We start from the raw sequence: 23,494 nt of genomic DNA, 5'->3' as shown, positions 1-23,494 counted from the left end.
CTCCGAGCGCTTCGTCGGACGACATTGCGGGTCACGCCGATGACGAACTCGCGTAGGCGCTCGCGCAGTACTCACCGACCATGCGCCGCGCGTGGTAGTGAGCGCCGTTGAGCGCGATGCAGTTCCGCATGATGTCGAGCCAGCGGTCGCGGTCCGCGTAGTAGGCCGGAAGGACGTCGTCGGCGAGGCGATCGTAGAGCGCGGTCGCGTCGACGGCGTCCTCCTCGTCGTCGGAGAGCGCCTGCGTCTCCGGGTCGAAGGGCGGGGGACCGATGCGCCAGCCGGTGGCGTCCGCGACGTGTCCCTCGACCCACCAGCCGTCGAGCGTGCTGAGGTGGGGGACACCGTTGAGCGCGGCCTTCATCCCGGACGTCCCGCAGGCCTCGCGGGGGCGGCGCGGCGTGTTGAGCCAGACGTCCGCGCCGGCCGTCATTCGCCGGCCGATCTCGAGGTCGTAGTCGGGGAGGTACGCCATCGGCACGTCGCCGGCGAGGGCGTCGATGTGATCATGGATCTCACTGACGAGCGCGTCGCCCGCGTCGTCGCCGGGGAAGCCCTTCCCGGCGAAGACGATTTGGAGGCCGTTGACGTGCGCGGCGATCCGGCGGAGTCGGTCGGTGTCCTCGAAGAGGAGCGTCGGGCGCTTGTAGGGGACGGCGCGGCGCGCGAACCCGAGCGTGAGGACGTCCGGGTCGAGGTCGACGCCGGTGCGCTCGGCGACGAGTTCGAGGAGATCGCGCTTTTGCGCCTGGTGGGCCGCCCAGAGGTCGTCGTCGCCGACGAGCGTGGCGTGTCGGAGCCGCGAGGGCGCCCGTCGGTAGCCGTCGATGTAGGCGTCGAGGCAGTCCGCGACGTGTTCCCCGAGCCACGTCGGGACGTGGACGCCGTTCGTGACGGCGTCGATGTGCTCGCGGTAGTCGGGGAAGAGGTCATGCGTCACCCACTGGTGGCGTTTCGAGACCGCGTTCGCGTACCGGGAGAAGGCGAGCGCGACGCGCGTGGTGTGGTAGGCCTCCGCGCTCGTCCGCTCGCGGACGCATGCGAGCGCCTCGGAGAGATCGAGGAGCGCGTCGAGGCGGTCGTAGTCGTACGCCTCGTGGGCGGCCGCGACCGGCGTGTGCGTGGTGAAGACGCAGCGCTCGCGCACGGCGTCGGGATCGATCCCGGTTCGTCGCAGGAGTTCGAGGACGAGCGGACTGGCGTGGCCCTCGTTGAGGTGATAGGTGTGGACGTCGTAGTCGAGGGCGTCGAGGACGCGCACGGCGCCGATACCGAGGACGGCCTCCTGTGCGAGCGCGTCGTCGCGGTCGAGGTCGACGCCGTAGACGGATCGGGTGAGCGAGCGCGCCCACCCGGGGTTCTCGGGGCGGTCGGTGTCGAGCGCGACGAGCGGCACCGATCCGTCCGCCGTCTCGACCTCGTACCGCCACGCGCCGACGGTCACGGTATCGTCGCCGAGGCGGACGGTCGCGCTCACGTCGAGGGGGTCGAAGAACGCGGAGGGGTCCCAGTCGGCGGCCTCGTAGGTCTGCGTACCGTCTTCGAGGTGTTGTTCGCCAAGGCCGGCGTCGTTCAGCGGCGTGACGCCCACCGCGGGGACGTCGGCGTCGGCGAACGCGCGGAGCGTGTCGCCCGCGAGCACCCCGAGACCGCCCGCGTACGTGTTCGCGTCGTTCTCGATCGCGACCTCCATACTCACGTAGGCGACGTGCCCGTCCGCGTCCTGCCACGCGTTCATCGTCTCCCGATTCGACGCATCGCCGCATGGGTCTTTGGGACGCCGGTCGCGTCGTGTGTCAGCTCCGCCGCCGAACGGCCGAGGCCGTGGCGCTACTCGTCGAGGGCCGCGGCCATCGCCTCGCGTTCGGTCGTCCGGACCGCTCGATCGACGCCATCCGTCCCGTCGTCACGCTCGGTCACTCGCGGACGAAGAGGTCCGTCGAGAGGTAGCGCTCGCCGGTGTCCGGGAGCACGACGACGACGAGGTCGTCCTCGTGCTCGGGGCGCGCGGCGACGCGTGCGGCCGCGTCGAGCGCGGCGCCCGAGGAGACGCCGGCGAGGATGCCCTCCTCGGTCGCGAGCTGGCGGGTTCGCTCCTCGGCCGCCGCCCCCTCGACGGTGACGACGTCGTCGAGGAGGTCCGTGCGGAGGACGTCCGGGACGAAGCCCGCGCCGATCCCCTGGACGCCGTGCGACCCGGGGTCGCCGCCGGAGAGGACCGGCGAGCCGGCGGGCTCGACGCCGACGACCGTGACGTCCGCCCCGCGCTCCTCGACGAAGTGCTCGGCGACGCCGGTGATCGTGCCGCCGGTCCCGACGCCCGCGACGACGACGTCGACGTCGCCGTCGGTCGCCTCCCAGATCTCGGGGCCGGTCGTCTCGCGGTGGACGCGCGGGTTCGCGGGGTTCTCGAACTGCTGGGGGACGAAGGCGTCCTCGGTGTCGGCCGCGAGCTCGTGCGCGCGCTCGACGGCGCCGTCCATGCCGCCCGCGCTCGGCGTGAGCACGAGGTCCGCGCCGAACGCGGCGAGGAGGCGGCGTCGCTCCTCGCTCATCGACTCGGGCATCGTGAGCACGAGGTCGTACCCCTTCGCCGCGGCGGCGGCCGCGAGCCCGACGCCGGTGTTACCGCTCGTCGGCTCGATGATCGTCGTCCCGTCGTCGAGGTGCCCGCGCTCCTCGGCGGCCTCGAGCATCGCGACGGCGATGCGGTCCTTCACGGAGTGCGTCGGGTTCGTCGACTCGAGCTTCCCGACGACCGTCCCGGGGACGGAGTCGAGGCGGACGAGCGGCGTCTCTCCGACGAGGTCGGTGACGCTGTCTGCGATGGACATCACGCGTATCGACGCGTCGTCCGCCCTTCACGACCCGACCACGGTATCGGGGGCTTTCACGGCCCGTAAAGTGGCCCGCCATATCGGGGGCGAGCGACTATGCGTCGGACGCCGGTACCCGCCTGCACCGATGGCCGAGGCCGAATACCGGGTCCGCTGTCCGTCGTGCGCGGAGTCGTTCGCGGTCGACGCGGCCATGCGCGACGACCTCCTCGCCGCCGGGTGCGTCCTCTGCGGGGCGTCGCTCTCGGAGGCGGATTTCGCCCGGCTGTCTGGGTCCTCATCGACATCGTGACCCCCGGATCACCCCACCCCGGTACTTAAAACACCATCGCATACGGGGACCCTCTCTATCCTCGTTTCGCGTCGACTTCCTCCTGTGTCGAGACGCGACTGCGGCAGATGAACGAGAGCAATACATGAGACGAAAGACACGGCTCGGGATCGTATCGGGGTTCGTCGCCTCGGTCCTCGTCCCGATGTGGGTGGTCGCGCTCAACGACTACGGCCACGTCGAGGAGATCGCCATCGACCAGTCCGTCTCCCGCATCCGCCCCCTCTCGGGGTTCGTCGCGACGCCGAACGAGCTCATGCCGAGCGAGGTCGGCGTCGTCGTCTGGATCGCGCTGTTCGGATTGGTCGTCGCGCTCGTCGCCACCCACCGGTTCATGGACCGGCTCGTCCGGCCGGCCGACGGCGAGTCGTCGACGCCGCCGGACGAGGGGACGACGTTCCCCTGGATCGAGACGGAGAACCGATGGATCGCGGCGTACCACGCGCCGAGCGAGGACGTCACCGGACTCGTCGCGATGGGCGGGCTGACCGTCCTCGCGATCGTCTTCGCGGCGCTGTTCACGAGCGAGTACCTCACGATCGCGCGAACGCAGTTCTTCGGCGTCTACCTCGCGGGGATGTTCCTCTCGCTCGCGGGGTCGACGATCGCCTACTACGCGTGGTTCATGCCGCACGTCGAGGTCGCGGAGGAACGGAGCCATCGCGCATGACCCGATCAGATCACGACCATGACCACGACGACCACGACGAATCGGACGCCTGCGAGTCGTGCCCGCACGACGACGGGGGCGAGAGCGTGTCGCCGAGCATCTTCACGGCGGCGTGGCGATCGCTCCCGCGGCGGCGCTACGCGCAGGCGCTCGCGACCGTCGGCGGCCTCACGGCCGTCGGGAGCCTCGCGGCGCCGGTCGCGAGCCTCACGGAGGTCTTCGAGCAGGAGTACACGGGGCCGATCTACTCGGAGGGCGTCCACCTCGTCGACGGCGACGGGAACCGCGTGACGACCGAGGCGCTCGACTACGGCGAGGGGATGACGGTCTACCCCGCGACGCACCCCGGGATCGCGAAGGCACCGACGGTGCTCGTGCGCTACGAGGAGAGCGAGTACGGCGGCGAGACGCGGATGGACTCCGTCGTCGAGGGCTACGCCGCCTACTCGAAGGTCTGCACGCACGCCGGCTGTATGGTCGGGGGCGAGGACGAGAACCCGCTCGTCTGTCCCTGCCACTTCGGGAAGTACGACCCGACGCAGGGGGCGGCTGTCGTCGGCGGGCCGCCGCCGCGTCCGCTCCCCCAGCTCCCCATCACGCAGACGGAGAACGGCGAACTCATCGCGATCGGCGACTTCGAGGCGCCGGTCGGCGCCGGGGGTGAGTGACGATGGACCGCCTCACCGCGTGGGTCGGCGAGCGCTTCGAGACGGAGGTGTTCGAGCCCTACCTCGGGAAGTCGTTCCCGGCGGAGGACTCCTTCCTCCTCGGCGAGGTCGCGCTCTTCAGCTTCGTCGTCCTCGTCATCACGGGGACGTATCTCGGGCTCTTCTACATCCCGTCCATCGAGTCCGTCACCTACCACGGGAGCGTCGTCCGGTACCAGGGACAGGAGCTCCCCGGGGCGTTCGCCTCCGTCCTACAGCTCACCTACGACGTGCCGTTCGGGATGTTCGTGCGGCGCTTCCACCACTGGGCCGCCCACGTCTTCGTCGCCTCGATCGCGCTCCACATGCTCCGCGTCTTCTTCACGGGCGCGTACCGGAAGCCCCGGGAGGCGAACTGGGCGGTCGGCGTCGTGCTCGCGGCGCTCGCGATGCTCGCCGCCTACACGGGCTACTCGCTCCCCTTCGACGAGTTCGCGACCACCGCGACGTCCATCGGGTTCAACCTCGCGAGCTCCATCCCGCTCATCGGGGACTTCCTCGCGCAGCTCGTCTTCGGCGGGGACTACCCGACCAACACCTCGATTCCGCGACTCTACTTCCTGCACGTCTTCCTCGTCCCGCTGCTCATCGCGGGCTTCATCGCGCTCCACATGGCGATCCTCGTCCACCAGAAGCACACCGAGGCGGCGCGCGAGGACGACGTCGAGACGAGTCGCGGGACGGTCGAGCGCGACGACGGCGACGTCGTCATCGGCCTCCCGGCCGTTCCGAACCAGACGGCGGTGAGCGCGGTCGTCTTCTTCCTCACCGTCGCGACGACGTCGCTCCTCGCCGGCTTCCTCCCCGTGCACAACGTCGCCGAGTACGGCCCGTACGACCCGGCGAGCACCCCGGCGGTCATCATGCCGGACTGGTTCCTCATGTGGGTCTACGGCTTCCTGAAGCTCTGGCCGACGTGGCTGAACTTCAGCGTCGCCGGCCTCCACTTCTCCCCGGAGTTCCTCGCCGGCGTCGGCCTCTCGGGGCTGGTGTTCCTCGCGGTGTTCGCGTGGCCGTTCGTCCGGCCACAGGAGCGGAGCGTCCACTTCACTGCGGACCCGCTCGCGCGCCCGATTGCGACGGCGGTCGGCGTCGCGGGCGTCCTCATGGTCATGATCGCCTCCATCGCGGGGATGAACAACCTGCTCGCGAACCTGCTCGGGGTTGGCACCGGCCCCGTCAACACCGCGCTGACCATCGCCATCTTCGTCTGGCCGACCGCGGGCGCGTTCGCGACCTACTACGCGCTCCGCGGCGACGACCCCGCCGACCGAACCGTCGACCAGCGACCTGCCGACGACTGATACGACAATGAGTGAGACCAACGACGCACCACGGACGGATCGTGACACGACCGACGACGGCGGCGGGGGCCTCTCGCGCCGGGGCTTCCTCACGGGCGCGGGGACGGCCGCCGCGCTCGGCATTAGCGGCCTCTCCGCCGCTCGCGAGGAGGGACTGACCGGCCTCGAAGTCGTCTCCGACCCCATCGGGGACTACCCCTATCGGGACTGGGAGGACTTCTACCGGGAGAAGTGGGACTGGGACTCGATCTCGCGTTCGACGCACAGCGTCAACTGCACGGGCAGTTGCTCGTGGGACGTCTACGTGAAGAACGGACAGGTCTGGCGCGAGGAGCAGGCCGCCGACTACCCGACGTTCGACGAGGACCTCCCGGACCCGAACCCGCGCGGGTGCAACAAGGGCGCGTGCTACTCGGACTACGTGAACGCCGAGCAGCGTATCAAGTACCCCCTGAAGCGCACCGGCGCGCGCGGCGAGGGGAAGTGGAAGCGCATCACGTGGAACGAGGCGCTCACGGAGATCGCCGAGCACGTCGTCGACGAGGTCGAGGCCGGGCGCTACGACTGCATCAGCGGCTTCACGCCCATCCCGGCGATGAGCCCGGTCTCCTTCGCCTCGGGGAGTCGCCTCGTCAACCTCCTCGGCGGCGTCAGTCACTCCTTCTACGACTGGTACTCGGACCTGCCGCCGGGAGAGCCGCTCACGTACGGCCACCAGACGGACAACGCGGAGGCCGCCGACTGGTACAACGCCGACTACCTCATCGCGTGGGGGTCGAACGTGAACGTCACGCGCATCCCGGACGCGAAGTACTTCCTCGACGCCGGCTACGACGGCACGAAGCGCGTCGGGATCTTCACGGACTACTCCCAGACCGCCATCCACACCGACGAGTGGCTCAGCCCGAAGGCGGGGACGGACGCCGCGCTCGCGCTCGGGATGGCGCACACCATCGTCTCCGAGGGCCGCTACGACGAGGCGCACCTGAAGGAGCAGTCCGACATGCCGCTGCTCGTCCGCGAGGACACCGGGAAGTACCTCCGCGCGAGCGACGTCGGGATGGGGAACGACAAGACGCTCCTCATGTGCGATCAGGGGGGCGACGTCCGGGTCGCGCCCGGGTCGCTCGGCGACCGCGACGGCAAGTACGACGCCGACTCGAGCATCACGCTCGACTTCGACCCCCGCCTCGACGCCGAGTTCAGCGTCGACGGCATCCCCGTGACGACGGTGTGGAACAAGCTCACCGACCGCCTCGCCGAGTACACTCCCGAGGCCGTCCACGAGGAGACGCGCGTGGGCGCGGAGACGCTCCAGCGCATCGCCCGCGAGTTCGCGGACGCCGAGAAGGCGAAGATCATCCACGGCAAGGGCGTCAACGACTGGTACCACAACGACCTCGGGAACCGCGCCATCCAGCTCCTCTGCACGCTCACCGGGAACATCGGCGAGAACGGCACCGGCTTCGACCACTACGTCGGCCAGGAGAAGATCTGGACGACGCACGGCTGGAAGAGCCTCTCCTTCCCCACCGGCGACGTTCGCGGCGTCCCGACGACGCTCTGGACGTACTACCACGCTGGCGTCCTCGACAACACCGACCCGGAGACGGTCGCGCGCGTCGAGGAGGCCCTCGAGAAGGACTGGATGCCGATGTACCCCGCCGAGCGCCCGGACGGCACGCGCCCCGACCCCTCGACGATGTTCGTCTGGCGGGGGAACTACTTCAACCAGTCCAAGGGGAACGTCGCCGTCGAGGAGACGCTCTGGCCGAAGCTCGACCTCGTCGTCGACATCAACTTCCGCATGGACTCGACGGCGCTCTACTCGGACATCGTCCTCCCGGCGGCGAGCCACTACGAGAAGTACGACCTCTCGATGACGGACATGCACTCCTACGTGCACCCGTTCACGCCCGCCATCGAGCCGCTCGGCGAGGCGAAGACGGACTGGCAGATCTTCCGCGAGCTCGCCGCGAAGATACAGGAGGTCGCCACCGAGCGCGGTGTCGAGCCCATCGACGACCGCGAGTTCGACCGCGAGATCGACCTCCAGTCCGTCCACGACGACTACGTCCGCGACTGGATCAGCGGCGAGCCCGGCGCGCTCGCCGAGGACCGCGCGGCCGTGGACTTCGTCCTTGAGCACTCCGAGGAGACGAACCCCGAGGAGAGCGAGAACCACGTCACGGTGGACGACATCGTCGAGCAGCCCCAGCGCTTCGAGGCGGCCGGCGGCCACTGGACGTCGGACCTCGACGAGGGCGAGGCGTACGCGCCGTGGCAGGACTTCGTGCAGGACAAGGAGCCGTGGCCGACCTTCTCCGGGCGCCAGCAGTACTACATCGACCACGACTGGTTCCTCGACCTCGGCGAGGAGCTCCCGACGCACAAGTCCCCGGAGACGATGCAGGACGACTACCCGCTCCAGTACAACACGCCCCACGGCCGGTGGTCGATCCACTCGACGTGGCGCGACCACCCGCAGATGCTCCGGCTCAACCGGGGCGAACCCGTCGTCTACCTCAACCCGAGCGACGCCGAGGAGCGCGGCATCGAGGACGGCGACGACGTCGTCCTCTTCAACGACCTCGCGGAGGTCGAGGCCGTCGCGAAGATCTACCCGGCGAGCCCGGAGGGGTCGGCGACGATGTACCACGCGTGGGAGATGTACCAGTTCCCCGACCACCAGAACTTCAACGCGCTCGTTCCGATGTACATGAAGCCCACCCAACTCGTCCAGTATCCGGCGGACTCGGGCGAACACCTCTCCTTCTCCCCGAACTACTGGGGACCGACGGGCGTGAACAGCGACGTCCGCATCGACGTCCGCAAGAAGGGAGGTGAGGGCCAGTGAGCGCCGAGGAGGCTTCGGAGACGCCCGACGGCGTCGACATCGCGGACGGCATCGACCACCAGGTCGCGATGGTGATGGACCTGAACAAGTGCGTCGGCTGTCAGACCTGCACCATCGCCTGCAAGAACCTCTGGACGGACTCCGGCGGCCGCGAGTACATGTACTGGAACAACGTCGAGACGAAGCCCGGCGAGGGCTACCCGCGCGGCTGGGAGGAGCTCGGCGGCGGCTGGCAGTCCGACGACCACACCGACCGGCAGGTCGGCGAGATTCCCGGCGGCGAGGACTACGGCGAGCCGTGGGAGTTCGACTACGAGAGCACGCTCTTCACCGGCGAGAGCGAGCACGTCGAACCAGAGCAGGACCCGCAGTGGGGGCCGAACTGGGAGGAGGACCAGGGCGCCGGCGAGTACCCGAACTCCTATCACTTCTACCTCCCGCGCATCTGCAACCACTGCACGCACCCCTCCTGCGTCGAGGCGTGCCCGCGCAGCGCGGTGTACAAGCGCGCCGAGGACGGCATCGTCCTCGTCGACCAGGACCGCTGTCGGGGCTATCGCTACTGCGTCGAGGGCTGTCCGTACAAGAAGATCTACTACAACGCCCAGCGCAAGAAGTCGGAGAAGTGCCTCTTCTGCTACCCGCGCGTCGAGGGCGAGGGTCCGGACGGCGAGACGCACGCGCCGGCGTGTGCGGAGCAGTGTCCGACCCAGCTCCGCCTCGTCGGCTTCCTCGACGACCCGAAGGGGCCCATCTACAAGCTCGTCGAGGAGTACGGCGTCGCGCTCCGCCTCCACCCGGAGTTCCGGACGCAGCCGAACGTCTACTACATCCCGCCGTTCGCGCCGCCCCAGCACTCCGAGGACGGCGAGACGATAGACGTCGAGCGCATCCCGCGCAACTACCTCGAGGACCTCTTCGGCGAGCAGGTCCACGACGCCCTCGACACCATCGAGCGCCACCGCACGCGCGTCGAGAACGGTGGAGAGAGCGAGCTCATGGAGATACTCCAGGACCAGAACCCGGCGCGACAGTACCGCCTCGACGTCTTCGAGGGGGGGGAGGGCCGTGCCGACTGAGCGCCGCCGTCAGGCGGTCGCGGTGGTCGTCGCCGCCCTGCTCGTCGCGATGGCGGTCGGGCCGGCCGTGGTCGCGAGCCGCCCGGCCTACGAGATCCCGGTGCGCGAGGCCGACGACGGCGCGCGCTTCGCCGACCCCGGGGCGGACGCGTGGCTGAACACCTCCAGCGTCGAGGTGCCGCTGGCGAGCGCGCCGAGCGGCGCGCCGAACGCCTCGGACGTCACCGCCGAGCGCGCGAACGTCCGCGTCGTCCGCACCGAGAGCGAACTCTACGTCCGCCTCGAGTGGGCGGACCCGACGGCGAACCGCTCGGCCGCCGGCCCGCGGCAGTTCCCCGACAAGGCCGCGATCGAGCTCCCGGTGAACGCGAGCGCTCGCCCGCCCATCTCGATGGGGTCGACGGGCACGCCCGTGAACGTCTGGGTGTGGAGCGCGACCGGGGGGACGGAAGAACTGCTCGCGGGCGGCCCCGGAACAACGACGGGCTTCGCGAACGCGACGGTCGCGGCGAACGCGACCCACGAGGACGGCCACTGGGCCGTCGTCTTCCACCGCGACCTGCACGCGAGTAACGAGAACCGGACCGACGTCGCGCTCGAGAACGACCTGAACGTCGCGTTCGCCGCCTGGGACGGCGCGAACATGGAGCGCGGCGGCCACAAGGCCGTCAGCGAGTGGTACTACCTGCCGTTCGCGCCCGACGACGGCGGTCCGCCCTACGAGGCCATCCTGTGGGGAATCGCGGGTCTCGCCGTCGTCCTCGTCGTCGCGACGACGATCGAGGGCGTCCGGCGAGCCAGAGACGACGACGGAGGAAACTGAGACCGATGACATCCACCGACGCCACCACCACGACGGACGCAGCCGACCGTATCGACCCCGCCGACCTCGACGCGGACGCCGCCGCGCGCGGCGAGCTCTACCGCCTGCTCGCGCGGGCGTTCGAGCACCCGGACGAACCCCTCCACCGCGACCTCCGCGACGGGACGTTCGAGGTGACGTGTCGTCGCCTCCTCGACCGGACGGCGCTCGACGTCGACGTCCCCGAGCTCACGACGAACGAGGACTACGAGGCGCTCGCCGCGCGCTACAACGACCTCTTCGCCGTCGGGTTCGCCGAGTACGAGGACCGCACGGACGGCTCGCTCGCCACGAGCGGCCCGCCCGTCCCCCTCTACGAGGTCGAGTACCGCTCGGACGTCTCGTGGGGCGACGTGAACGTCGACCTCGCGCGCGCCTACGACTACTACGGGCTCTCCGTCGACGAGGACGCGCGCGACAACCACGACAACCTCCGCCTCGAACTCGCGTTCGCGGGCTACCTCGCGCGACGCGCGGCGCTCGACCCCGACGAGGGCGCGGCGGGCGCCCGCCTCGACTTCCTCGACCGCCACCTCGGCGTCCTCGCCGAAGGGGTCGCGGACGCGCTCGACGCGGAGTACGACACCGGCGTCTACGGGACGCTCGGGCGCTTCCTCGACGCGCTCGTCGCCGCCGACGCCGCCGAACTGGGCGAGCGCCGCGAGCGGGGTGAGGTCCCGTGAGTCGCGCCGCCGTGCCCACGCGGTTCGCCGCCGCGCTGGAGCGGACGGACGGCACGCACGAGGCGTGGCGGCCCGCGCTCGCGGTCGTCGCGCTCCTCGCGGCCGCCGTCCCGTTCGCTCTCCGCGTCGCGCGCAACATCCCCGGGTCGCCGCTCGCGTCGCTCGCCGGCGGCCACGAGGCGGCCGTCGTCGTCGGCACGCTCGGCCCCGCGCTCGCCGCGCTCGGGTTCGCGCTCGCGGCGACGGACCGCGTCGAGCGCGTCGCCTTCCTCGGTCTCGCGGTGTTCGCGCCGCTCGCGCTCGTCGCGGACGCCACGTACGCTCCGGCGGCCGCCGGCGTCGTGCTCTCCGGTGCCATCGTCGCGTGGCGCCGCCTCGCTCGCGCTCGCCCGACGCGCGTCGTCCCGCTCCTCGGCCGCCCGCTCCTCGCGGCCCTCGCCGTCGCCGCGCTCATCGTCGCGCTCGCCGCGAGCGTCGGCGTCGCGTCGCCCGCCGGCCGACAGGTCGGGACGCTCCTCACGCTCGCGGCGGCGGTCGCGGCCGGCCTCGCAGCGGACGCCCGCGCGCTCGACTGGGCGCTCGGCATCGCGCTCGCGGGCGTCGTTCACGCCGCCGGCGCGAGCATGCCCTACGTCGCCGGCGCAATCGCGCTCGTCGGCGGCGGCGCGGTCGGTGCCTCCCTCGGCACGCTCTCGGCGGGGCTCGGCGGCCTCGCGGCGGCGACCGTCGCCACCGCCCGCCATCGCGCGCTCGTCCCCGCGTGCGGCGCGCTCCTGCTCTGCGTCGCCGCCGTCCCCGTGACGGTGTCGCGCGCGCTCGCCGCCGCGCTCGGGGTCGCCCTCCTCCTCGGAGGTGAGGCGACATGAGCGACGACTGCGGCGGGGACTGTGGCTGCGGCGGCCACGACCACGAGCACGACGCCGGGCTCGCCGACCCGAACCCGGACGGCCCCGCCGACCCGCAGCTCGACCCCGAGCGGAGCCCCGGCCTCGACACCGAGATCGAGGCGCTCGAGGACATCGAGGTCAGCCGCGACGACGTCACCATCGGCACGGCCGACCCCGGGGAGCTCACGGCCGCCGACACCGACCCGGTCGCCGACGCCGGCCACGACGGACTCGTCGCGGACCTCCGCGAGGGCACGAAGACGGAGCGGCGTCGCGCCGCGCTCGCGCTCGCCGACCGGTCGTTCGATGCCGCTGCGGTCGCGGCGCTGGCCGACGCCGCCCGCGACGACTCGGACGCCGACGTCCGGCAGTTCGCCGTCGAAGCGCTCGGCGAACTCGGCGGCGAGACGGCGCACGCCGTCGCGCGGGACGCGGCCGACGACGACGACCCGTGGGTCCGCGCCGAGGCGCTCGTCGCGCTCGACCACGTGGACCGCGCGGCGAACGCGGAGCGCCTCGAGGCCGCGCTCGACGACCCCCACCACGCCGTCCGGCGCAACGCGCTCGTCTCGCTGTTCAAGCTCCGCGGCGAGGCCGCGCTCCCCGCGCTCCTCGACGCCGCCGCCGACGACAGCGAGCGCGTCCGCGAGTGGGTCGCCCACCTCCTCGGCGGCATCGACGACGAGCGCGCCACCGACGCGCTCGAGGACCTCGCCCGCGACGACGTCGGCGTCGTCGCGAAGACCGCCGCGAACGCGCTCGACGTCGACGCCGGCCGGTTCCGCCGGCAGTTCGTCCAGTCGAGCGAGCGCGACACCGACGATACGACCAGCGACGACCGACTCAACCGACGCCCGAACCTATGACCCCAGACGACACCACGCGCGACGACGCGACCGCCGTCGACGACCGCCTCGAACCCGCACTCCGGCAGGTGCGCGAACCGAACGCCGACGTGGACGTCATCGACGCCGGCCTCGTCCAGCGCGCCACGCTCGACGGCGGCGTCGCGTGCGTCGGCCTTGACGCCGCGACGCTCGACGCGGGAACCATCAGGGAGGTCACGACCGCCGTCGATAGCGCCGTCCGCGACGTCCCCGCTGTCGACTCGGTCACCGTCCGCCGGGCGGCGCCGACGAGCGACCCGGGGGCGACGGGGACCGACGCGTTCGAGCGCGTCATCGCCGTCGCGAGCGCGAAGGGCGGCGTCGGGAAGTCGACCGTCGCGACGCAGCTCGCCTGCGCGCTCGCCGCCAACGGCGATGACGTCGCGCTCTTCGACGCGGACATCCACGGGCCGAACGTCCCCGCGCTGCTCGACGTCTCCGGGCCGGTCCACGCCACCGAGGACGGCGCCCCGCGCCCCGTCCGCTCCGAGGGCCTGGAGGTGATGAGTGTCGGCCTGCTCTCAGACGGGGCGCCGCTCGCGTGGCGCGGCGCGATGGCGCACGACGCGGTCAGCGACCTCTTCGCGGACACCGCGTGGACGAACACCGACACGCTCGTCGTCGATCTCCCGCCGGGGACGGGCGACGTGGTGCTCACGACGCTACAGGAGGTGTCGCTCGACGGCGCCGTCGTCGTCACGACGCCGTTCCACTCCGCGCTCTCGGACACCGAGAAGACGGTCGAGCTCCTCCGCGAGAACGACGTTCCGGTGCTCGGGACGGCCGTCAACATGGCGGGGTTCACCTGCGAGCGCTGCGACCACGACCACGACCTCTTCGCGGGCGACACCCCGCCCGCCGAGCGCCTCGACACGACGGCGCTCGCGCGCCTCCCGTTCACGCCCGCGCTCCAGGAGACGCCGACGCCGACCGCGATACCGGACCCCGTCGCCGACCTCGCGGCCGCCGTCGAGGAGCGCTACGACGCGGTCTGGTCGGTCGACCTCCCCGAGAGCGGCGTCGACCTTCGCGGCGTTCCGGCCGACGAGCGCCGCGACGCGGTCGCGGACGCGTTCGGGGCCCTCGAGGCCGGCGAGGAGTTCGTCGTCGCGAGCGACCGCGACCCGACGCCCGTCCGGGCGTTCCTCGGCGACCTCGCGGACGGCGACGCGCCCGAGCGCTTCGAGGTGCGCCGGCAGAACCCCGAGACGTGGCTCGCGCGCACCGTCCACCCGTAGCGCCCGGAGGCGAACACGTTCGGGACTGGGCCCATCCCGGGCGACGCAGAAGGCCCACGTATGAGCGCGGAACTCTGGGTCGAACTCGACGTCGCCGATCCGGGCGCGTGCCCGGTCGCGGACGCCTCCACGGACGCCACCGCCATCTCGTCCGTGACGCGCGCGTCCGTGACGGACGACGAGGGCCGCATCGCCGAGGAGTTCACCGCCGAGCACGCCCTCCCCGAACCGGGGGACGCGACCGAGGTCGCCGAACACGACACCGGCCACGTCTATCGCATCCGCCGTGCGCGCGACCGGGGCTGTGTCTGCGACCGCGTCGAGTCGTTCGGCACCCCGGTCGTGGACGTGCGCGCGGCGGCGGGGACGCTCTCGCTCTCCTTTCACACGGCGTCGCTCGACACCGTCCAGAACGTCGTCGCGGAGTTGCGTGACGAGTTCGGCGGCGTGCGCCTCCGCAAGCTCGTGCGCTCGGAGGGCGGCGAGTCGAGCGATCCCGTCTTCGTCGACCGGAGCCGGCTGACCGAGCGCCAGCGCGAGGTCCTGCGGACGGCGCACGAGCTGGGGTACTTCGAGCACCCGAAGGGCGCGAACGCGAACGACGTCGCGGACGCGCTCGACATCAGCCCCTCGACGTTCACCGAGCACCTCGCGGCGGCACAGCGCAAGGTCCTCGACGCGGTGCTGGAGCACTGACGCGGCGCTCCACGTCGCTATCGGGGACGAAAAGAACGGGTGGGGTGTGTGGCGGCTACTCCTTCGGGAAGTGCGCGGCGAACTCGCCCGGCCCGCGCTCCTCGACGGCGTAGCCGTCGGCGTCGAAGGACTCGACTTCCGCCTGGAACTCGTAGAAAAGCGGTTTCGGCTCGTGGTCGTTGACGATAGTCAGGACGTCGCCGGCGTCCAGCTCCTCGAAGGCGTCGTGGATCTTCGGGTGGCGCTCGGACGGCGGAACGTCCCGGACGTCGAGTGTCGTCTCGCTCATGCGTGTCGTACTCGGCCCGGCACCGAGGTTGCCCTTCTCCCGAACGTGTTCGCCTCACACCTCGTGCTCGATACGCACGTGCCACTCGTCCTCGCCCACTTGCTCCGTCTCGTGCGTGAACCCGCGCGACTCGAGGACGCCGTAGAGCGGCACCGGCTCGAAGCTGTTGACGAGGCGGAGCGAGTCCTCGTCGGAGAGGTCGTCGAGCGCCGCGGTGATCGTGTCGAACGGTTCGCCGTCGTGCTCGCGGACGTCGAGGACGCGTTCCGTCGGGGGCATCGTCGTGTGCTACGGACACGTGGGGCGTGTCGCTTCTCCCGAACGTGTTCGTCACCACGAAGTAATGCGGGGGCGACGAACCGCCGAACGAGATGCGCATACGCAGAGAGACGTTGGCGAAGGCCCTCGTGGTGGCGTTCGTCTTCAACTTGGTCGTGATGGGCGCGGGGGCGTACCTCGCGTACGAACAGTCGCCACAGCGGCCCGCGGAAGTCGTCGGCCCCGACGGTGACGTCCTCGCGACGAACGACGACATCGCCGCCGGGAAGGCGGTCTTCCAGCAGAACAGCCTCATGAATCACGGCTCGATCCTCGGGAACGGGGCGTACTTCGGCTCGGACTACACCGCCGACGCGCTCGACAGGCTCACCACGAACATGCGTGAGTACGTCGCGCGCGAACGCTACGGCGCGTCGTCGTACGACGCGCTCGACGAGTCCGAGCAGGCGGCCGTGAACGACGTCGTCGAGCGCCAGCTCTCGGCGGGCGAGTTCGGCAAGACGCTCGAACTCACTCCCGCCGAGGCGTACGCCTACGGTGAGGTCCGCGAGGCGTACGTCGAGCGCTACAACGGCGGCGATCGCGAGGCCGGCATCCCCGCCAACTTCGTCTCGACGCCCGAGGACGCCCGGCGCTTCGCGGACTTCGCGCTCTGGACGGCGATGTTCTCCTCGATCGACCGCCCCGGGACCGCGCACTCCTACACGAACGACTGGCCGTACGCCCCCGGCGCGGGTAACGACGCGCCCGTGAGCGCGCTGACGTGGAGCGTCGTCGCGATGGTGCTCCTCGTCGGCGGGGGCGGCCTCGGCATCTGGCTCTACAGCGCCGTCGAGCTCCCCGAGCCGGACGCGGCGGGCGTCGACGTCCCCGACCCCGCCGACGTCACGCTCACGCCGAGTCAGTTCGCGGCCGCGCGCTTCGTCCCGGTCGCCGCCGTCCTCTTCCTCGCGCAGACGCTCCTCGGAGGGTTGATGGCGCACTACTACATCGAGCGCGGCGGCTTCTACGGGCTCGCGAACGCGCTCGGGATCGACGCGCTCTCGGCGCTCCCGTTCGCCCTCACGAAGGCGTGGCACATCGACCTCGCGATCCTCTGGATCGCGACGCTCTGGCTCGGCATCGGGCTCTTCCTCCCGCCGCTGCTCACCGGCCGCGAACCCGCGAACCAGAAGCGCTACGTCCACGTCCTGCTGGGCGCGCTCTTCGTCGTCGTGGTCGGCGGCCTCCTCGGCATCTGGCTCGGCGCGCAGGGCTACATCGAGGGCGCGCTCTGGTGGATCCTCGGGAACGAGGGCCTCGAGTACCTGGAGGTCGGGCGCCTCTGGCAGGTCGGCCTCCTCGTCGGCTTCGCGCTCTGGACGGCGCTCGTCGCGCGCGGCTTCAAGCCCCTCCTGAAGCGGGAATCGCGCTTCGGCCTCGCGCACATGATCATCTACGCCGGCGGCTCCATCGGCCTGCTGTTCGCGGCGAGCATGTTCTACACGCCGCAGACGACGATGGTCGTGACGGAGTTCTGGCGCTGGTGGGTCGTCCACATGTGGGTCGAGGGCGCCTTCGAGTTCTTCGTCGTCGCCGTCGTCGCCGTCGCGCTCGTCGCGATGAACCTCCTCTCGCGCCGGAGCGCCGAGAAGGCCGTCATGCTCGAAGCCCTCCTCGTGATGGGCGCGGGCGTCATCGGCGTCTCCCACCACTACTGGTGGATCGGCCTCCCCGACTACTGGGTGCCCATCGGGAGCGTCTTCTCCACGCTCGAATTCGTCCCGCTCGTCTTCATCCTCTTCGAGGCCATCGGCGAGTACCGCGCGATGCGCGACGCCGGCGAGTCCTTCCCCTACACGCTCCCGTTCATGTTCATCGTCGCCTCGGGCGTCTGGAACTTCGTCGGCGCGGGCGTCCTCGGCTTCTTCATCAACCTCCCGCTCGTCAACTACTACGAGCACGGCACCTTCCTCACGGTCGGGCACGCCCACGCGTCGATGTTCGGCGCGTTCGGCTTCCTCGCGCTCGGCCTCGCCGTCTACGTCCTGCAGTTCACCACGAAGCGCGGCAAGTGGGACGGCACGAACCTCCGGCGCGCGTTCTGGCTGTGGAACATCGGCCTCGCGTGGATGGTGTTCGTCGGCGACGTCCCCGTCGGCTTCCTCCAGCTCGAGACCGTCTTCACGGGGAACTACGACGCCGCGCGCTCGCTCGCCTTCTACAGCCGCGACTTCGTCCAGACGCTCTTCTGGGCGCGCCTCCCCGGTGACGTCCTCCTCATCCTCGGGACCGCGCTCTTCTCCTACGACGTCCTGAAGAAGCGCTTCGTCCGCCGCGACCCGACGGCCGCCTCGTCCGACGGCACGGTCATCTCGCGGCGCATCTTCGACGAGAGCGCCGGCGCCGAATCCGACGACGACTAACCGTCCCGAACCCGTTCGGGACGCCGCTCTTCTCTCCTGCGTGCCTCCCACGACACGCATGAGCCACTCGCACGACGCCGAGGCCGTCACCGACGAGACGCATCGGAACTCGTGGTCGGCGAACCTCGAACACCCCGAGTACGAGTCGGACCGCGAGCATCTCCTCGCCGACGCCCGCGACGCCGTCCGGCAGACCGCCTTGGGCTACCACGTGAACCTCGTGACGCACGCCGAACAGGGCCACCCGGAGACGTACCTCTACGACGCGCTCGAGGAGGCGTTCGGCGACGCCGTCGACTACGAGTACGTCGAGCAGTGCGGCTGCGGCGGGCACGTCGTCCGCGTGCGCGTCGAGTGAGCGGAGTGCGACGCGCGTCCCGCTCAGAAGGCTCTGTTGAAAACCCCGATTTGTTCGATACCCCCGCCGCTGGAACAGCCGTCAGGTAGCGCGTGCTCGTCTCACGATAGATAAAAGTCTCTCGACGACGTTCCCGCAGTGATGCCCTCCAACGTAGACTCTCTGTCCCGCGATCTGTCTCGTCCGTACTACGAGGACGCCTTCCCTGCACACGATATCTTCCACGCGAAACGCGTGCATGACGTCGCGCTCCAGCTCGCAACCCAACATCCAGACAGCGTCGACCGAGACGTTCTAGCCGCGGCGGCCTGGTTTCACGATATCGGGCGGCCACTTGAACGCGTCGGGGACATCGACGACCACGGCGACTGGGCAGCCGACGAAGCCACGAGCCTCCTCGCAGCAGAAGGCGTAGCGTCGGACCGGATCGCGGCGGTCGAACACTGCCTGCGTACGCACAGCATCCGGGCAAATTCGCCCGAGCCCGAAACGACCGAGGCACAGTTGCTCTTCGATGCCGACAAACTCGACGCAGCCGGCGCGGTCGGGTTTGTTCGCCTCGCTTGTATCGTCGGTGAACGCTCCGGACGTATCGGCGAACAGTACGCCGTCATCGATGACGCAGCGACACTTACTGATGACGCCTCCGAGTTGCCGGATATCGATCTCCTGCGCGAGTGGGCGCGTGAACGCCTCAATGCGTTGTATACAGACCCAGGTCGACATCTCGGAGAGTCGCGCTGGGACGTGATGGAAGCGTTCTTCGACCGATTCGTCCGCGAGATTGACCCGGACATCGTGCAGTGAATTGACCGTATCGACCGCAACCGGGAACAGACCCGATCTCCTGACGAAGCTCTCAGCAGCGCGGCTCAGAACGGGAGCGCGTCGTCGCCCGCGCCCCCGTTCGGGTCCGGGGTCTCGGCGTCGGGGAGTTCGCCCGTCTCGACGTACGCCTCTTCGAGGGCGGCGAGGCGGTCGTTGACGGCGTCGGCGCGCTGGTGGCTGGGCGCGACGCGGACGCGAACGAGCTCGTAGTCGTGGCGCTCTTCGAGGCCGTTCCACGCGCGGAACGCGCCGACGGTGAGGGTGTCGCTCTGCGGGCAGAACTCGGTCGTCGGCGTGAACTCCGCGCGCAGGTCGTCGCCGTCCACGCCGTACCGGAACCCCGCGTTCGGGTGGCGCTGATCGAGGTTGAGGCGCGCGAGGTTGTAGCCGAACGTCACGTCGTAGACGCCGCGCTCCTCGAAGCACTCGCGCGCGGTCTCGTGGACGGCGGCGTGATCGTCGCCCGTCAGCACCTCGGCGTCGGCGAGGAACGGTCCGGGCTCGGGGAGGTGCGCGGGGACGAACGACCCGCGGTCGTCGAAGGCCTCGTCCGCGCCCCCGCTACCGAAGAAACTACGCATCGTCGCCCTCCCGCGGCGCGAGGACCACGAGCGCGGTGCTGTCTTCGCGGGCGCGCGGTTCGATCCGGTGCTCGCCCGCGACGCGGAGGACGTCGCCGTCCCGGAGGTCGTGGGGCTCCCCGTCAAGTTCGACGGTGAGGTGGCCGCCGAGGCCGACGAGCAGGACGTCCACGCCCGGGTGGTCGTGCTCGGGGAGCGACTCGCCGGCGGCGAGCGAGAGCCGAACGGTCCGGGGGCCGTCCGCGAAGACGGTGGCGTGCGGTTCCCCGCTCAGATCTGCGAGCGTTTCGGTTTGGACGTCGGACATACGTCGGCGAACGCGCCCCAACCCGTTCACCGTCTCCCCGAATGTGTTCGCGTACGGGGGACGGTCCCGAGTGGCGCAGGGTGGGGACGCTCCACCGATCGGCGTCAGGACCGCCAGACGACCGTCACGACGGCGTCGTCGGTCTCGACGGTCTCGTACGCCCACCCGCGGTCGTCGAGTTTCGGGTAGAGGTGTTGGGGCGCGCGGTCGTTCACCTGCACGAGGACGCGCTCGTCGTCGAAGTCGGCGAGTCGTTCGAGCGTCTCCGTGAGCGGCTCGGGCGGCGGGAGCTCGCGGGCGTCGAGGCGTTCACGCGGCCGGTCCGCGGGCGCGTCGGTCTCGCTGACGGCGTCGTCGACTGCGGTCGCGTCGACCATATCTACGATAACCGACTCCGGAGGGCAAACCGTATCCCCGAACGCGTTCGGGACGGGCTACTCGGGGACGGACGCCCATCCCACGAGTATGCGACCGAGCGACGTCGACACGAGCCAGCGGCCGTTCGTCTGCATCTGGGAGGTCACGCAGGCGTGCGAGCTCGCCTGCGAGCACTGTCGGGCGGACGCCCAACCGGCGCGTCACCCGGACGAGCTCACCACCGCCGAGGGGAAGGCGCTCCTCGACGACGCCCGCGCGTTCGGCGACGGCCAACTCGTCGTGCTCTCCGGGGGCGACCCGCTCGCGCGCGACGACACCGTCGACCTCGTCGAGTACGGCGTCGAGAACGGCCTGCAGATGACGATGACGCCGAGCGGTACCGGGTCGCTCACCCGCGAGCGGATCGACGACCTCGCGGACGCCGGCCTCCGGCGGATGGCGCTCAGCCTCGACGGCGCGAGCGCGGCGACTCACGACGCGTTTCGGGGCGAAGCGGGGAGCTTCGACTCCACCGTCGAGGCCGCGCGCGCCGCCCGCGACGCCAGCCTCCCGCTTCAGATCAACACGACCGTCTGCGCGCAGACGATCGGGGACCTCCCCGCCATCCGCGACCTCGTCGCCGACCTCGGCGCGGTGCTCTGGTCGGTCTTCTTCCTCGTTCCCGTGGGCCGGGGGCACGTCCTCGACCCCATCGACCCCGAGCGCGCCGAGGGCGTCATGGAGTGGCTCGTCGAGGTGGCCGACGACGCGCCGTTCGGCGTGAAGACGACCGAAGCGCCGCACTATCGGCGCGTCGCCCTCCAGCAGAAACGCGCCGAGGGCGGCACCGCGTCGCCCGCCCGCGACGGTATCGGCCGGCGGAGCGGCGTCACGGCGGGCGACGGCTTCGCGTTCGTCAGCCACGTCGGCGACGTCTACCCCTCGGGCTTCCTCCCCGAATCGGCGGGGAACGTCCGCGAGGAGTCGCTCGTCGACGTCTACCGGGACTCGGATCTCTTCGAGTCGCTGCGCGACCCCGACGCGCTCACGGGGAAGTGCGGGGCCTGCGAGTTCCGCCACGTCTGCGGCGGCAGTCGCTCTCGCGCTTACGCGACGGCGGGCGACCCGCTCGCGAGCGATCCGCTCTGCGCGTACGAGCCCGAGGGGTACGACGGCCCGATGCCGGATCAGTCGCCGGCGGAGGTGGAGCTATGAGCGAGGCGGCGTCGAGCGACGTCGGTGACGCGGGGACGACCGACGCCCGCGAGGCGACGCGGCGCGCCCTCGAAGCGCGCGCCGAGGCGGTGCGGAGCGAACAACTCGAGCGCGCCTACTCGCGACTGGAGGCCCGGGACGCCCTCACGCCCGAGCGGGCGCGCGTCCTCGACGACCTCGCCGACCGCCTCGTCGAGGGCTTGCTCGAAGCGCCCGAGCGCGCCGTCGAGGAGGCCGACGACGCCGACATCGAGCGGATGCGCGCCTTCCTCGAAGCCGAAGAGTAGGCGCCGACGCGGGATTCGGGTGTCTTCGAGCAGCGACGCGCCCGCTCGCGAGAGGGGGCGGACAGGATGATCCGTCACGTTGGTACGCGGAGTTAACGCGTTCTCTTCGACGCTACTCGGAGACGCACAGCCCGCCGTCAGAGGCGTTTCTCCACCGATCTGAACCCCGATTCGATCTCCGTCCGCTCGAAGTACACTCCCTCGACGAGGAGCAGCGCGGCGGCGATCACGACGACGAGCACGAACACGTGGAACTCCACCGTGTAGAGGTGCCACGCGAAGAGCGGGAGAAACAGGAGCGTTCCGACGAATCCGACGAGCGAGATCCACCGGTTCGGGACGGAGTCTTGCACGAGCGCGACTGCGTTGACCGTTCCGAACACGACGATGAACGACATCGAGGCGAACTCCGTGATCGCTTCCAGATCGCCGTAGACGGTGAACACGACGGTGAAGCCACCGATCAGGAGCAGGGCGTTCGTGGGCACGCCCCGTTCGCGGGCTGAGGCGATCTGGTCGGGGATCAACGCATCGGAGCGCAACCCCTTCGCGAACAGGGCCGCGCTGAACAGCGTCGCGTTGATCGCGCTCGCGGTCGACGCGACGGCCGCCACGCCGATAGCGACGTACCCGACCGTACCGGCGAACTGATCGGCCGCGATGGCGAGCGCGAGGTCGGGGTGAGCGGCGACCTCCTGCTGGCTGACCAGACTGAGCGTGACGAACGCGACCAGCACGTAGGCGAGCGTCGACACCGGAATCGATACGGAGACCGCCTTTCGAAGCGTTCGCTCAGGGTTCGTGATGCTTTCCTGGTCGTAGAAGAGGAGCTGCCAGCCCTCGAAGGAGACGAACGCCACCCCCGCCGCGATGAACGGCCCGACGGGACGTGCGAGCGACTGTGCGATGCCGAAGGAGAGCATGCCGTGCGCGTGTCCGTACCAGATGCCGATCGCGGTGAACAGGACGATGACGAGGAGCTTGAGGCCCACCAGCGCGTCCTCGACGAGGCCGGATTCGCGGACACCGACGAGATTGAGCGCGATGAACCCGACGACGACGAGCGCCGAAATCACGGGGCGCGCCGGCAGCCCGACGACGGGCAGTTCGGAGACCCCGAAGATGGCGCCGAAGTAGGTGCCAAAGGCGTAGGCGTACATCGCGAGCGTGCCGACGTATCCGACGAGCAACGTCCAGCCGACCATTCCCGCGATCTTCGGCCGGTCGAGAAATTCGTCGATGAAGGTGACCGCTCCGCCCGATCCGTCGGTTCGCGAGCTGAGAGCGTTGAGTTCGACGTAGGAATAGCCGGTCGCCATCACGACGATTCCGGCGAGCAGATAGGCGATCCACGCTGTCGTCCCGGCGACGGCGGCGACGACGCCGAGAACGGCGAAGATACCCCCGCCGATGATGCCCCCGAGCGCGAACGAGACCGCCTCCCGAACGCCGAGTTTGGATTCGGTCATGCTGTCGCTGTCGAACGCGTTCCGGCACCGCTCGTCAGTGTGGTCCCGTGGGCCGTCGACGGTTCACTCGTCATGCGCGTG

General features: G+C 70.5%; 25 protein-coding genes. 17 read left to right on the top strand and 8 right to left on the bottom strand.

Going from position 1 to position 23,494, the window contains the following annotated elements; translation table 11 throughout:
- Positions 1–31 precede the first annotated feature (31 nt).
- Positions 32–1,738, bottom strand: coding sequence for an alpha-glucan family phosphorylase (gene glgP / locus J2754_RS06675; RefSeq protein ID WP_211086987.1), 1,707 nt, complete (start codon positions 1,736–1,738; stop codon positions 32–34).
- 178 nt (positions 1,739–1,916) lie between these two features.
- On the bottom strand, positions 1,917–2,834 hold the full coding sequence (gene cysK / locus J2754_RS06670; RefSeq protein WP_211086986.1) for a cysteine synthase A: 918 nt from the start codon (positions 2,832–2,834) through the stop codon (positions 1,917–1,919).
- Positions 2,835–2,964: 130 nt separating this feature from the next.
- Between cysK and J2754_RS06665 the strand changes: the two genes are divergently transcribed.
- From J2754_RS06665 to J2754_RS06610, 12 genes are all read left to right on the top strand, one after another.
- On the top strand, positions 2,965–3,129 hold the full coding sequence (locus J2754_RS06665) for a DUF7560 family zinc ribbon protein (RefSeq protein WP_188879237.1): 165 nt from the start codon (positions 2,965–2,967) through the stop codon (positions 3,127–3,129).
- 124 nt (positions 3,130–3,253) lie between these two features.
- Positions 3,254–3,838 (top strand): hypothetical protein, encoded by a 585-nt coding sequence (locus J2754_RS06660; RefSeq protein WP_188879236.1) that lies wholly within the window; start codon positions 3,254–3,256, stop codon positions 3,836–3,838.
- Positions 3,835–4,506: a QcrA and Rieske domain-containing protein gene (locus tag J2754_RS06655; protein ID WP_188879235.1), complete on the top strand. Its 672-nt coding sequence runs from the start codon at positions 3,835–3,837 to the stop codon at positions 4,504–4,506. Before J2754_RS06660 ends, J2754_RS06655 begins: the two co-directional genes overlap by 4 nt.
- A 2-nt stretch (positions 4,507–4,508) precedes the next feature.
- Positions 4,509–5,849 (top strand): cytochrome b, encoded by a 1,341-nt coding sequence (locus tag J2754_RS06650; protein ID WP_211086985.1) that lies wholly within the window; start codon positions 4,509–4,511, stop codon positions 5,847–5,849.
- Between the two features lie 7 nt (positions 5,850–5,856).
- On the top strand, positions 5,857–8,706 hold the full coding sequence (narG, locus tag J2754_RS06645; RefSeq protein WP_211086984.1) for a nitrate reductase subunit alpha: 2,850 nt from the start codon (positions 5,857–5,859) through the stop codon (positions 8,704–8,706).
- On the top strand, positions 8,703–9,785 hold the full coding sequence (narH, locus tag J2754_RS06640; protein ID WP_188879231.1) for a nitrate reductase subunit beta: 1,083 nt from the start codon (positions 8,703–8,705) through the stop codon (positions 9,783–9,785). Before narG ends, narH begins: the two co-directional genes overlap by 4 nt.
- 49 nt (positions 9,786–9,834) lie before the next feature.
- Positions 9,835–10,608 carry an ethylbenzene dehydrogenase-related protein gene (locus J2754_RS06635; protein WP_211087024.1) on the top strand — a complete coding sequence of 258 codons (774 nt, stop codon included), beginning with the start codon at positions 9,835–9,837 and terminating at the stop codon, positions 10,606–10,608.
- A gap of 5 nt (positions 10,609–10,613) precedes the next feature.
- Positions 10,614–11,330, top strand: coding sequence for a molecular chaperone TorD family protein (locus J2754_RS06630; RefSeq protein WP_188879230.1), 717 nt, complete (start codon positions 10,614–10,616; stop codon positions 11,328–11,330).
- Positions 11,327–12,196, top strand: coding sequence for a DUF8068 family protein (locus J2754_RS06625; protein WP_188879229.1), 870 nt, complete (start codon positions 11,327–11,329; stop codon positions 12,194–12,196). The genes J2754_RS06630 and J2754_RS06625 overlap by 4 nt, the downstream gene beginning before the upstream one ends.
- Positions 12,193–13,083: a HEAT repeat domain-containing protein gene (locus J2754_RS06620; protein WP_188879228.1), complete on the top strand. Its 891-nt coding sequence runs from the start codon at positions 12,193–12,195 to the stop codon at positions 13,081–13,083. The genes J2754_RS06625 and J2754_RS06620 overlap by 4 nt, the downstream gene beginning before the upstream one ends.
- The gene (locus tag J2754_RS06615; protein ID WP_188879227.1) at positions 13,080–14,342 is read left to right on the top strand and encodes a P-loop NTPase; all 1,263 of its coding nucleotides are present in this window, start codon (positions 13,080–13,082) and stop codon (positions 14,340–14,342) included. Before J2754_RS06620 ends, J2754_RS06615 begins: the two co-directional genes overlap by 4 nt.
- A 60-nt stretch (positions 14,343–14,402) precedes the next feature.
- On the top strand, positions 14,403–15,038 hold the full coding sequence (locus J2754_RS06610; RefSeq protein WP_211086983.1) for a helix-turn-helix domain-containing protein: 636 nt from the start codon (positions 14,403–14,405) through the stop codon (positions 15,036–15,038).
- A gap of 55 nt (positions 15,039–15,093) precedes the next feature.
- Here the strand turns inward: J2754_RS06610 and J2754_RS06605 are convergent, their stop codons facing one another.
- Together J2754_RS06605 and J2754_RS06600 are read right to left on the bottom strand one after the other, a co-directional pair.
- Entirely contained in the window at positions 15,094–15,327 is a 234-nt protein-coding gene (locus tag J2754_RS06605) for a DUF2249 domain-containing protein (protein WP_188879225.1), read from the bottom strand.
- Positions 15,328–15,381: 54 nt separating this feature from the next.
- Positions 15,382–15,606 carry a DUF2249 domain-containing protein gene (locus J2754_RS06600; protein WP_188879224.1) on the bottom strand — a complete coding sequence of 75 codons (225 nt, stop codon included), beginning with the start codon at positions 15,604–15,606 and terminating at the stop codon, positions 15,382–15,384.
- Positions 15,607–15,698: 92 nt separating this feature from the next.
- Between J2754_RS06600 and J2754_RS06595 the strand changes: the two genes are divergently transcribed.
- The 3 genes from J2754_RS06595 to J2754_RS06585 all read left to right on the top strand — a co-directional run bounded on the left by J2754_RS06595 (position 15,699) and on the right by J2754_RS06585 (position 19,176).
- The gene (locus J2754_RS06595) at positions 15,699–18,011 is read left to right on the top strand and encodes a nitric-oxide reductase large subunit (RefSeq protein WP_188879223.1); all 2,313 of its coding nucleotides are present in this window, start codon (positions 15,699–15,701) and stop codon (positions 18,009–18,011) included.
- 58 nt (positions 18,012–18,069) lie between these two features.
- Positions 18,070–18,369, top strand: coding sequence for a CGCGG family putative rSAM-modified RiPP protein (locus J2754_RS06590; RefSeq protein ID WP_188879222.1), 300 nt, complete (start codon positions 18,070–18,072; stop codon positions 18,367–18,369).
- A gap of 141 nt (positions 18,370–18,510) precedes the next feature.
- Positions 18,511–19,176 carry an HD domain-containing protein gene (locus J2754_RS06585; protein ID WP_188879221.1) on the top strand — a complete coding sequence of 222 codons (666 nt, stop codon included), beginning with the start codon at positions 18,511–18,513 and terminating at the stop codon, positions 19,174–19,176.
- A gap of 65 nt (positions 19,177–19,241) precedes the next feature.
- Here J2754_RS06585 and J2754_RS06580 read toward each other — a convergent pair whose 3' ends face one another.
- The 3 genes from J2754_RS06580 to J2754_RS06570 all read right to left on the bottom strand — a co-directional run bounded on the left by J2754_RS06580 (position 19,242) and on the right by J2754_RS06570 (position 20,462).
- On the bottom strand, positions 19,242–19,778 hold the full coding sequence (locus tag J2754_RS06580) for a DUF7998 family protein (protein ID WP_188879220.1): 537 nt from the start codon (positions 19,776–19,778) through the stop codon (positions 19,242–19,244).
- Positions 19,771–20,085 (bottom strand): cupin domain-containing protein, encoded by a 315-nt coding sequence (locus tag J2754_RS06575; protein WP_188879219.1) that lies wholly within the window; start codon positions 20,083–20,085, stop codon positions 19,771–19,773. The genes J2754_RS06580 and J2754_RS06575 overlap by 8 nt, the downstream gene beginning before the upstream one ends.
- Positions 20,086–20,189: 104 nt before the next feature.
- Positions 20,190–20,462, bottom strand: coding sequence for a DUF2249 domain-containing protein (locus J2754_RS06570; protein ID WP_188879218.1), 273 nt, complete (start codon positions 20,460–20,462; stop codon positions 20,190–20,192).
- Between the two features lie 88 nt (positions 20,463–20,550).
- Here J2754_RS06570 and J2754_RS06565 point away from each other — a divergent pair, with 88 nt between their 5' ends.
- Positions 20,551–21,657 (top strand): TIGR04053 family radical SAM/SPASM domain-containing protein, encoded by a 1,107-nt coding sequence (locus J2754_RS06565; protein WP_188879216.1) that lies wholly within the window; start codon positions 20,551–20,553, stop codon positions 21,655–21,657.
- Positions 21,654–21,944, top strand: coding sequence for a hypothetical protein (locus J2754_RS06560; RefSeq protein WP_188879214.1), 291 nt, complete (start codon positions 21,654–21,656; stop codon positions 21,942–21,944). The genes J2754_RS06565 and J2754_RS06560 overlap by 4 nt, the downstream gene beginning before the upstream one ends.
- 137 nt (positions 21,945–22,081) lie before the next feature.
- Here J2754_RS06560 and J2754_RS06555 read toward each other — a convergent pair whose 3' ends face one another.
- Positions 22,082–23,413, bottom strand: a complete 1,332-nt coding sequence (locus J2754_RS06555; protein ID WP_211086982.1) for an APC family permease — start codon at positions 23,411–23,413, stop codon at positions 22,082–22,084.
- Positions 23,414–23,494: the final 81 nt, after the last annotated feature.

The sequence above is a fragment of the Halarchaeum nitratireducens genome (assembly GCF_017874695.1).
GTDB classification, from domain to species: domain Archaea; phylum Halobacteriota; class Halobacteria; order Halobacteriales; family Halobacteriaceae; genus Halarchaeum; species Halarchaeum nitratireducens.
This window is presented reverse-complemented; position numbering and strand designations above follow the sequence as displayed.

Excerpts from the sequence above, each read along its gene's own strand:
- J2754_RS06615 (WP_188879227.1), top strand. The coding sequence starts at position 13,080 with ATGACCCCAGACGACACCACGCGCGACGACGCGACCGCCGTCGACGAC.
- J2754_RS06660 (WP_188879236.1), top strand. The coding sequence starts at position 3,254 with ATGAGACGAAAGACACGGCTCGGGATCGTATCGGGGTTCGTCGCCTCG.
- J2754_RS06610 (WP_211086983.1), top strand. The coding sequence starts at position 14,403 with ATGAGCGCGGAACTCTGGGTCGAACTCGACGTCGCCGATCCGGGCGCG.
- J2754_RS06570 (WP_188879218.1), bottom strand. The coding sequence starts at position 20,462 with ATGGTCGACGCGACCGCAGTCGACGACGCCGTCAGCGAGACCGACGCG.
- J2754_RS06655 (WP_188879235.1), top strand. The coding sequence starts at position 3,835 with ATGACCCGATCAGATCACGACCATGACCACGACGACCACGACGAATCG.
- J2754_RS06565 (WP_188879216.1), top strand. The coding sequence starts at position 20,551 with ATGCGACCGAGCGACGTCGACACGAGCCAGCGGCCGTTCGTCTGCATC.
- J2754_RS06580 (WP_188879220.1), bottom strand. The coding sequence starts at position 19,778 with ATGCGTAGTTTCTTCGGTAGCGGGGGCGCGGACGAGGCCTTCGACGAC.
- J2754_RS06620 (WP_188879228.1), top strand. The coding sequence starts at position 12,193 with ATGAGCGACGACTGCGGCGGGGACTGTGGCTGCGGCGGCCACGACCAC.
- J2754_RS06665 (WP_188879237.1), top strand. The coding sequence starts at position 2,965 with ATGGCCGAGGCCGAATACCGGGTCCGCTGTCCGTCGTGCGCGGAGTCG.
- J2754_RS06600 (WP_188879224.1), bottom strand. The coding sequence starts at position 15,606 with ATGCCCCCGACGGAACGCGTCCTCGACGTCCGCGAGCACGACGGCGAA.
- J2754_RS06585 (WP_188879221.1), top strand. The coding sequence starts at position 18,511 with ATGCCCTCCAACGTAGACTCTCTGTCCCGCGATCTGTCTCGTCCGTAC.
- J2754_RS06605 (WP_188879225.1), bottom strand. The coding sequence starts at position 15,327 with ATGAGCGAGACGACACTCGACGTCCGGGACGTTCCGCCGTCCGAGCGC.
- cysK (WP_211086986.1), bottom strand. The coding sequence starts at position 2,834 with ATGTCCATCGCAGACAGCGTCACCGACCTCGTCGGAGAGACGCCGCTC.
- J2754_RS06590 (WP_188879222.1), top strand. The coding sequence starts at position 18,070 with ATGAGCCACTCGCACGACGCCGAGGCCGTCACCGACGAGACGCATCGG.
- glgP (WP_211086987.1), bottom strand. The coding sequence starts at position 1,738 with ATGAACGCGTGGCAGGACGCGGACGGGCACGTCGCCTACGTGAGTATG.
- J2754_RS06560 (WP_188879214.1), top strand. The coding sequence starts at position 21,654 with ATGAGCGAGGCGGCGTCGAGCGACGTCGGTGACGCGGGGACGACCGAC.
- J2754_RS06635 (WP_211087024.1), top strand. The coding sequence starts at position 9,835 with ATGGCGGTCGGGCCGGCCGTGGTCGCGAGCCGCCCGGCCTACGAGATC.
- J2754_RS06595 (WP_188879223.1), top strand. The coding sequence starts at position 15,699 with ATGCGCATACGCAGAGAGACGTTGGCGAAGGCCCTCGTGGTGGCGTTC.
- J2754_RS06555 (WP_211086982.1), bottom strand. The coding sequence starts at position 23,413 with ATGACCGAATCCAAACTCGGCGTTCGGGAGGCGGTCTCGTTCGCGCTC.
- J2754_RS06630 (WP_188879230.1), top strand. The coding sequence starts at position 10,614 with ATGACATCCACCGACGCCACCACCACGACGGACGCAGCCGACCGTATC.
- J2754_RS06650 (WP_211086985.1), top strand. The coding sequence starts at position 4,509 with ATGGACCGCCTCACCGCGTGGGTCGGCGAGCGCTTCGAGACGGAGGTG.
- narG (WP_211086984.1), top strand. The coding sequence starts at position 5,857 with ATGAGTGAGACCAACGACGCACCACGGACGGATCGTGACACGACCGAC.
- J2754_RS06575 (WP_188879219.1), bottom strand. The coding sequence starts at position 20,085 with ATGTCCGACGTCCAAACCGAAACGCTCGCAGATCTGAGCGGGGAACCG.